The following is an 8327-nucleotide window of genomic DNA, read 5'->3' as shown; positions in this document are numbered from 1 at the left end:
ACCTGCGCCGCGACCGTCAGCGTCCAGCGTGACGACGCCAGGTCGTCGACCAGCAGCACCGGACCGGTGAGCCCGCTCACCGCCCGGTGCTGCTGTGCGTCGAGGCCCAGCCGCTCCCACACGTTCGCCAGGCGGAAGGCGCTGTTGCCGCCGGCCTCGCCGACCGGTCCGCCGTCGACGAGCTGCAGCGGGCCGAGCCACTCCAGCCGGCCCATCTGCGCCAGGCCCTCGCCGAACGACTCCACCAGCTGGGGCCGGGTGCGCGAGGGGACCGCCGCCACCGCGACGGGCCGCTCCTGCCAACCCCAGTCCCGCAGGATCGGCACGCAGGCCCGCAGGAGCGCGGGGTCTACCGGCGCGTCGGGGGAGCGGAGAAGCCCGCGCAGCCGCTGGCCCCAGCCGAGGTCGGTCAGCCGCGCCACGGCGTACCCGGGCTGCATGGCCTCCTGCGCGGGGATCCGGCCCTTGACGGGTACCCCGAGCCGGTCCATCCCGGTGGGCCACTGCGCGCGCGGTTCCAGCTCCACCCCGGCGCGCTCCAGCCGGCCGCGGGCGGTGGTGACGGCGGTGTCGGGCACGTCCGTCGGGAACCACGGGCCCGCGCACCCGTCGCACCGCCCGCAGGGGGTGGCGCTGTCGTCGTCCAGCGACTCCTGGAGGAACGCCATCCGGCAGCCGTCGGTGCGCTCGTAGGCGACCATCAGCTCCTGCTCGCGGACCCGGGCCTGCGCCACCCGCTCGTAGCGCTCGGCGTCGTAGGTCCAGGGCAGGCCCGTCGAGGCCCAGCCGCCCGACACGCGCTGCACCGCGCCGTCGACGTCGAGCACCTTGAGCAGCAGCTCGAGCCGCGTCCGGCGGATGTCGACGATGGTCTCGAGCGCGGCGGTCGACAGGGGGCGGTCGCTCTCGGCGAGGGCGCGCAGCACGGCGTCGGCCTGCTCCTGGCGCGGCATCGAGGCGGACGCGAAGTAGGCCCACACCTCCTTGTCCTCCGGGCCGGGGAGCAGCAGGACGTCGGCCCGCTCGGTGGCACGACCCGCGCGCCCGACCTGCTGGTAGTAGGCGACCGGGGAGGACGGCGCCCCGAGGTGCAGCACGAACCCGAGGTCCGGCTTGTCGAACCCCATGCCGAGAGCCGACGTCGCGACCAGGGCCTTGACCCGGTTCTCGCGCAGCATGGCCTCGAGCTGCTCGCGGTCGGCCGGGTCCGTGCGGCCGGTGTAGGCGCGCACCTCGTGCCCCGCGTCACGCAGCGCGGCAGCCACGTCCTCGGCGCCCGACACGGTGAGGGCGTAGATGATCCCCGAGCCCGGCAGCCCGTCGAGGTGGGCGAGCAGCCACGCCAGCCGCTGCTCGGGCGAGGTCTGGCGCATCACGCCGAGCCGCAGCGAGTCGCGGGCCAGGCCGCCGCGCAGGGTGAGGACGTCGTGGCCGCCGACCCCGAGCTGCTCGACGACGTCGGTGACGACGCGCGCGTTGGCCGTCGCCGTCGTCGCGAGCACCGGGGTGCCCGCGGGGAGGGTCTGCAGCAGGTCGCGGATGCGGCGGTAGTCGGGTCGGAAGTCGTGGCCCCAGTCCGAGACGCAGTGCGCCTCGTCGACGACGAGCAGGCCGCACCGCCGGGCCAGGTCGGGCAGCTGCTCGTCGCGGAACCGCGGGTTGTTGAGCCGCTCCGGGCTGACCAGCAGCACGTCGACCTCGTCGCGGGCGAGGGCCGCGGACACCTCGCCCCACTCCTCGGCGTTGGCGGAGTTCATCGTCACCGCGCGGATCCCGGCCCGCTGGGCCGCGGCGATCTGGTCGCGCATGAGCGCCAGCAGGGGCGACACGATGACCGTGGGGCCGGACCCCTCCTCGCGGCGCAGCACGGTGGAGACGAAGTAGACGGCCGACTTGCCCCAGCCGGTGCGCTGCACCACCAGCACGCGCTGGCGCCGCTCGACGATCGCGAGCACGGCCTCGAGCTGGCCGTCGCGGAAGTCGGCGTCGTCGCGCCCGACCAGCCGTCGCAGGACGGTGGTCGCGCGGGTCGTGAGGTCGACGTCCGGGGCAGTCTGCATGGCGACCACCGTAGGCTGCCCGCCCGACAGCCCTGCGAGGATGTCCCCATGTCCGAGGACCAGGCGACGCCCCCACCGGAGCGCTACCGCGTCAACGTGCCGCTGCGCTGGAGCGACATGGACGCCTACGGCCACGTCAACAACGTGCAGTTCCTGCGGCTGCTCGAGGACGCGCGCGTCATCGGCTTCGAGGAGTGGTTCGGGCAGGACCGGTCGGTGCTGTCCGAGGGCATCCTCGTGGCGCGGCACGAGATCGAGTACCTCGCGCCACTGCTGTTCCGCGTCGCCCCGATCGTCGTGGAGATGTGGCCCACCCGGATCGGCGGTGCCGGCTTCGACCTCGGCTACGAGGTGCGCGACGGCCGCGACGGGGAGCAGGGCGAGACGGTCTTCGCCCGGGCCGAGACGACCCTGGTCCTCTACGACTTCGCGACCGCGCGACCGCGGCGCATGGACGACTCGCTGCGCGCCGTCCTGCAGGCCCACGCCGGCGACCCGACGTCCTTCCGGTGGCGGCGCCGGTGACCACCCTCCGCTTCCCGGACGCGCAGGGCCTGTCCGACCTCGCGGCATACGTCCGTCGCGCCAAGGTCGCCGACGACGACGGGGCGATCCGGCTGCAGGCAGCCGGCACCACCCTCGCCGGCTACGTCTCGGTGCTCCCCGGGGCCGGGCTGATGGGCGAGGGGGCGGTGCTCGGGCTGCGTGCCATGTCGCTGGCCGTGCCCGCCGAGCTCGACACCACCGTGCCGCTCGCGGGTATCCTCGACCGGGTGGCCCGGGACCAGGGTGCCACCGAGCTGTCCGTGCCGCCGACGACCGTCCGGGTGCCGTGGGCGGCCCTGTCGCCGCCGCGGTCCGGCTGGGAGAGGGTGGGCGCAGTGTCCGCCGACGAGCTGAATGCCGTGGCGCGGCAAGGGATCTCGGAGGTGGCCGAGGGTGCCCCAGCCGAGGCCGGGGGCCACGCGGTGACGGCGCTGCGCAGGCAGGTGTGGGCGCGGGCGACCGCGACGACGCCGCCGGTGCCCGCGGGCGGGGCGTTCGCGGCATACGTGCTGGGGTTCAGTGCCCCGGGCGCCGAGGTGACGGTGTGGACCCACGGCAGGTGGACCCGGCTGTCGACACCGGTCGGGCACGTCCTCGTGCGCTGAGGTCAGCGCGCCGCTGCGACGAGCAGCCGCCTCGTCCCGCCGGCGGCCGCGACGACGGCGAGGTGCCCGCTCCGGGCGGACAGCGCCTGCACGTCTCCCGGCGGTGCGGTCCACACCGACCACGTCCCGGCGCCGTCGCGGTGCACGAGCGCAGCGGCGGAGTGGCCGCGCACGACCACCCAGGTGGTCGCCCCGTCGAGGGCCACCAGTGCGCCAGTTGACGGCGTCCCGGCGACGGTGCCCGGCAGCGGTACCCGCTCCACGGCGACGCCCCGGCCGCCCCCGGCCGGTCCCGACCCGTCGGTGAGGTGCCAGAGGGCGGCGACGTCTCCGTCGGTGCCGACGAGCCAGCACCCGGTCACGTCGCAGGTGCTGCCCGTCGCCCGGGCCGCAGCAGTGGTCGCGGGGAGGTCGTGGCGCTGCCACGGTCCACGCGGGTCCGGGGACGTCCAGGCGACAGGACGCTGGGCGGGAGCCGAGCCTGAGAGGTCCGTGGTGGCGCCGGCGACGACGACCACTGGTGCGTCGCCGGGCGGGCCCGTGAGGCCGACGGACGCGACCTGCACCAGGTCGGTGGACGTGCTGGCCAAGGGCGTGCCCGCGCTCGGCAGCCGGTCCCAACGGCCGGAGGTCCGCAGCCAGACCGCCCCGTCGAGCCCCGGGCCGCCGTCGTCCCAGGCGCCGACCGCGACGTCGCGGCCGGCACCGGTGGCGACGCCCGCCAGGCCGCCGGCGCGCGGGCCACCGAAGGTCTCGAACGGCTGCGGGCGCTCCTGCACGCCCGAGGTGCTCCCGTCCCAGACGGTCCACCGCGGCAGGCCGTGCGCGCCGCCGATGGCGCGTCCCACCCCTACGACGTGCTGCCCGTCCACTGCCAGGTACGCCCAGCGGGCCGGGAACGCGTAGGTGCTGTGCGGGGACAGCGGCACCGAGGCGACGGTCCGCCCGTCCGGCCCCAGCGACCAGAGGGTGGGGCCGGTGGACGCGGTGGCCCCGACGACGACGGCGGAGGTGGAGTCGGCGAGGGTGAGGGGTACGTTGCCGCGGGGCAGCGGGACGGGCGTCCAGGTGAGCGGGCGGGCGGTCGGTGCGGGCTCCGGGGCCGGCGAGCCGCTGCAGCCCGCCAGACCTGCTGCTGGCGCCGCCAGTGCTGCTGCTGCGGTGACCGCCGCGAGCAGTCGGGCCGTGGCCGGGCCGGCGGTCACGTCCGGGCGGCGTCCAGAAGTGGTCCGAGCTCGCGCGCCACGGTCCGCAGGGGTGCGGTGTCGCGTTCCGCCCGGGACAGGATGATCGCGCCCTCGAGGGCGGAGAGCGCCAGGACCGCCAGCGAGGCGGCGCGCCGCCGGGGCACGCCCATGGACGCGAACCCCTCACGCAGGGGCCGCTGCCAGGTGGCGAGCGCGTCCGCCGCCGCCCGGCGCAGGACCTCGCTGCCCTCGGAGCAGTCGACCACCGTTGCGGCCACGGGGCAGCCGCGCGCGAAGTCGCGCCGCTCGAGCTCGTCGACCCACTCGCGCACGACGGCGGTGAACAGGCCGGAGGGACTGGGCGTCCGCGCGCGCTCGAGGTACGCGGTGACGCGCGAGGCCGCGAAGTCACCCGCCCACGCGAGTGCCTCGGTGACGAGCTGGTCCTTGCCCCCGGGGAAGTAGTGCTGGAGGGACCCGCGGGGGGCGCCGGCCTCCGCGGCGACCGTGCGCAGCGCGGCCCCGGCGACACCCTGCTCGCGCAGCTTCTGCGCCGCCACGTAGACCATGTTCTCGCGGTGGGTCCCGCTGTGGCTGCTCATTACTCGACTCTATGACTGTCGTCATACCTGTGGCTACTATGACAACTGTCATAGTCAGGGTGGGTGCTGGAGGTGCGGCGTGGTCGTCGGGTTCGTGGGACTGGGTGTCATGGGGCGTCCGATGGCGCTCAACCTGCTGCGGTCCGGTACGGGCCTGGTCGTCTGGAACCGCTCGCCGGCCGCGGCCGAGGAGCTCGGCCGTGCCGGTGCCCGCGTCGCGGCAGACGTCAGTGAGGTCTTCGCCGCCGCGGACGTGGTGCTCCTCATGCTGGCCTCGGAGGAGGTGATCCACGACGTCCTCGGGCGTGGCACATCGCGATTCGACGCAATGGTGGCGAACCGGACGCTGGTGCACATGGGCACGACGTCACCGGAGTTCTCCGTGCGCCTCTCCCGCGACGTCGCCAGGGCCGGGGGCCGGTATGCCGAGGCGCCCGTCTCCGGGTCGCGTCCCGTCGCTGAGGCGGCCCAGCTCGTGGTGATGCTGGCCGGTGACGAGGGAGTGAGGGCCGCGGTGTCCCCGGTGCTGCAGCCGCTGGGGCGCGCCGTCGTCGAGACCGGCGGCGTCGGCTCAGCGCTGCTGACCAAGCTGGCGGTGAACCTGTTCCTCATCACGCAGGTGACCGGGCTGGTCGAGGCGTTCCACTTCGCCGCCGAGCACGGGCTGGACCTCGAGACCTTCCGCCGCGTCGTGGAGGAGGGGCCGATGGTCAGCACCGTCGCCCGCGCGAAGCTGGCGAAGCTGCTCGACGGCGACTACGAGGTCCAGGCCGGGGCGGCGGACGTGCTGATGAACGCGGAGCTCATCGTGGCGGCAGGCCGCCGGGCCGGGTTGGCCACGCCGGTGGCGGACGTCTGCCGCGACCTCTTCGCTGAGGCCGTCGCCGACGGCTGGGGTGACTTGGACATGGCCGTGGTGCTCGAGGCGGTGCGTGAGCGCTCGCGGGTGCGCCGAGTCGGTGCCGCCGTCAGGGCCTGAGCACCGGCGCCGGGACACCGCCCGACGACCACCTCGGACGAGACTGTGGCGCGTCGGCCGCGACACGCGGCAGCGCGGCGCGAGCTGGTCGTCGGTCCGCCTCGTGGCGCCCGGCCCACCGCCCGGGGCGGTCAGCGGGCGCGGATGCGGGAGCCGGCGAGCACCACGCAGGCCGCGACGACGCTGAGCCCGAGCCACATCCCGACGAAGACCGGCACGTCCTGCCCCGCGCGGGTGTGCAGCGCGGCGAACACCGCGCCCGCGGCGGCGATCCCGATCACCGAGCCGAGGACGTCGGCCAGCTGCAGCGACGACGACGTCGCCCCGTGGTCGGCCGGGGGAGTGAGGGTCAGCGACAGGACCGACAGGCTCGCGGTGCCGAGCCCCATCCCGGTGCCGCACGCGACCAGGGCCAGCGCGATGAGCCACGGGTGCCAGTCGAGGTGGGTGACGGCCACGACGCCGAGCAGCCCCGCCGTGAGCAGCACACCCCCGGCGACGACGAGCCGGTCGCGCCGGCCGGCCCAGCGGTCGCGCCCCTGGACCCACGAGCCCGCGGACCACCCGAGCGACCCGATCGCGAGGATCGTGCCGGCGGTGCCGAGGGACTGCCCGCGCTCGTTGACGAGCATGAGCGGGATGTAGGTGATCGTCCCGAAGAAGGAGCAGGTGAGCAGGAATCGCGCCAGCATCACCGAGGGCAGCCCACGCCGCACCAGCCAGGTGCCGGCGGGCAGCAGGAGGGGCGCGGCGACCGCGATCCCGACCACACCCAGGACCGCCACCAGCGCCTCCACCGACCACCCGGCGGACAGGTCGTTCGTACCCCACTGCAGGGCACCCGCGGAGGCGGCGATGAGCAGCCCGAACCACGCGGCCCTCGTGTGCGCTCGGTGGTCGCGGCTCGAGGCCTCGATGCCGTCGTCGGCCGAGGCGATCTGGCGCCGGCGGCTCAGCACCATGGCCAGGGCGACCACGACCGGCACGACGACGAGCCAGAACACCCACCGCCAGGACCACGTCGTGGTGACCCACGCGGCGATCGGCGGACCCAGCAGCGAGGGCAGCACCCAGGCGGCCGAGATGACGCTGAACACCTTGGGGCGCAGCGCCTCGGGGTACACGCGGCCGATGACGACATAGGCGGCGACGATGATGAGGCCCGCGCCCAGCCCTGCGACCCCGCGCCCGACCAGGAAGAGCCCGAACGTGCCGGACGCACCGCAGAGGCCGCACCCCGCCGCGAAGAGCAGCTGGCCGGCATACAGGGACGGGAGGGGGCCGCCGCGGTCGCACCACACGCCGGCGAGCACGATCCCGAGCAGCTGGGTCGTGAGCATGACGGAGAAGGCGAGCCCGTAGGAACGCACCGCGTCGAGCTCGCGGGCGGCCTGCGGCATGGCCGTCGACACTGCCATGCCCTCGAAGGCGATGACGGTGATGAGCGCCACGAGGGCCAGCGAGACGAGCGCGTGGGCCGGGCCGAAGACGCCGCCCCCTGCGCCGGCCGCCGTCGTCCTCGCGGTCGGGGCGCGGCTGGTCACCCGCTCAACGGTACGCCGCGGTCGGCCAGCACCTCGGCAAGGGTGTCGATGCGGTCCGAGACGATCCCGTCGACGCCGAGGTCGAGCAGCCGGTGCATCTCGTGCGCGTCGTCGACGGTCCAGACGTGCACGTGCTTGCCCACGGCGTGGGCTCGCTCGACCAGCTCGGGGGTGACCAGCTCGACGGTGCGGCCGCCGACGACGTGGGCGGTGGGGACCTGCAGCGCCGCCGCGGGGGAGCGCAGCCACTGCGCCACCCGCCCGGGGGCGAAGCGCAGGGCGGCGACCTCCGCGGGACCGGCCGAGGTCGCCAGCCCGGGGCCGAGGAGCCGGCGCACCGCGCGCAGGCGCCGGTCGGAGAAGGACCCGACGCAGACCCGGTCGACCGCCCCGTGCCGGGCTACGACCTCGGCCAGCGGGGCGATTGCCCCCGGCGCCTTCACGTCGATGTTGAGCCGTGCCGTGGGCAGCTCCTCGAGGAGGTCCGACAGCAGCGGGATGGGCTCGGTGCCGTTGATGCGGGCCGATCGCACCACCGACCAGGGGAGGTCGGCGATCCGGCCCGCCATGTCGGTCACCCGGTCGAGGACCGCGTCGTGGAAGGCCAGCAGGACGCCGTCGCTGGTGGCGTGGACGTCGGTCTCGAGGTAGCGGTAGCCGAGGTCCACCGCGCGCCGGAACGCGGCGAGGCTGTTCTCGAGGTGGAGGTTGTCCGCCAGCTTCGCGCCGCCCCGGTGGGCCAGGCCGATCGGGGTCGGGGCGTCGAAGTAGGCGAAGTCGGCGGCTCGCACGGCGTCAGTCTGC

The 8327-nt window shown here is 75.2% G+C and carries 8 protein-coding genes; 3 read left to right on the top strand and 5 right to left on the bottom strand.

From position 1 onward, the window contains the following. Positions 1-2060: RecQ family ATP-dependent DNA helicase (locus ACFUC1_RS19410; RefSeq protein ID WP_379122754.1), on the bottom strand; the 2060-nt coding region annotated here is incomplete at its 3' end. A 48-nt stretch (positions 2061-2108) separates the two neighbouring features. Here ACFUC1_RS19410 and ACFUC1_RS19405 point away from each other — a divergent pair. Together ACFUC1_RS19405 and ACFUC1_RS19400 are read left to right on the top strand one after the other, a co-directional pair. Next, complete coding sequence (locus ACFUC1_RS19405) at positions 2109-2585, top strand: acyl-CoA thioesterase (protein ID WP_379122752.1); 477 nt, start codon at positions 2109-2111, stop codon at positions 2583-2585. Beyond that, positions 2582-3211: a hypothetical protein gene (locus ACFUC1_RS19400; RefSeq protein WP_379122750.1), complete on the top strand. Its 630-nt coding sequence runs from the start codon at positions 2582-2584 to the stop codon at positions 3209-3211. Before ACFUC1_RS19405 ends, ACFUC1_RS19400 begins: the two co-directional genes overlap by 4 nt. A gap of 2 nt (positions 3212-3213) precedes the next feature. Here ACFUC1_RS19400 and ACFUC1_RS19395 read toward each other — a convergent pair whose 3' ends face one another. Further along, complete coding sequence (locus ACFUC1_RS19395) at positions 3214-4416, bottom strand: hypothetical protein (RefSeq protein WP_379122748.1); 1203 nt, start codon at positions 4414-4416, stop codon at positions 3214-3216. Next, entirely contained in the window at positions 4413-5000 is a 588-nt protein-coding gene (locus ACFUC1_RS19390; protein WP_379122746.1) for a TetR/AcrR family transcriptional regulator, read from the bottom strand. The genes ACFUC1_RS19395 and ACFUC1_RS19390 overlap by 4 nt, the downstream gene beginning before the upstream one ends. A gap of 79 nt (positions 5001-5079) precedes the next feature. Here ACFUC1_RS19390 and ACFUC1_RS19385 point away from each other — a divergent pair, with 79 nt between their 5' ends. Then, positions 5080-5979, top strand: coding sequence for an NAD(P)-dependent oxidoreductase (locus ACFUC1_RS19385; RefSeq protein ID WP_379122744.1), 900 nt, complete (start codon positions 5080-5082; stop codon positions 5977-5979). Between the two features lie 131 nt (positions 5980-6110). Here ACFUC1_RS19385 and ACFUC1_RS19380 read toward each other — a convergent pair whose 3' ends face one another. After that, on the bottom strand, positions 6111-7523 hold the full coding sequence (locus tag ACFUC1_RS19380) for an MFS transporter (protein ID WP_379122742.1): 1413 nt from the start codon (positions 7521-7523) through the stop codon (positions 6111-6113). Further along, the coding region (locus ACFUC1_RS19375; protein WP_379122740.1) for a glycerophosphodiester phosphodiesterase at positions 7520-8327 on the bottom strand (808 nt) is incomplete at its 5' end. The genes ACFUC1_RS19375 and ACFUC1_RS19380, both read right to left, overlap by 4 nt.

This window comes from Pedococcus sp. NPDC057267, assembly GCF_042668795.1.
GTDB lineage: Bacteria > Actinomycetota > Actinomycetes > Actinomycetales > Dermatophilaceae > Pedococcus.
Note: the sequence above shows the minus strand (reverse complement) of the source record. Positions and strands in the feature narration are given on the sequence as shown.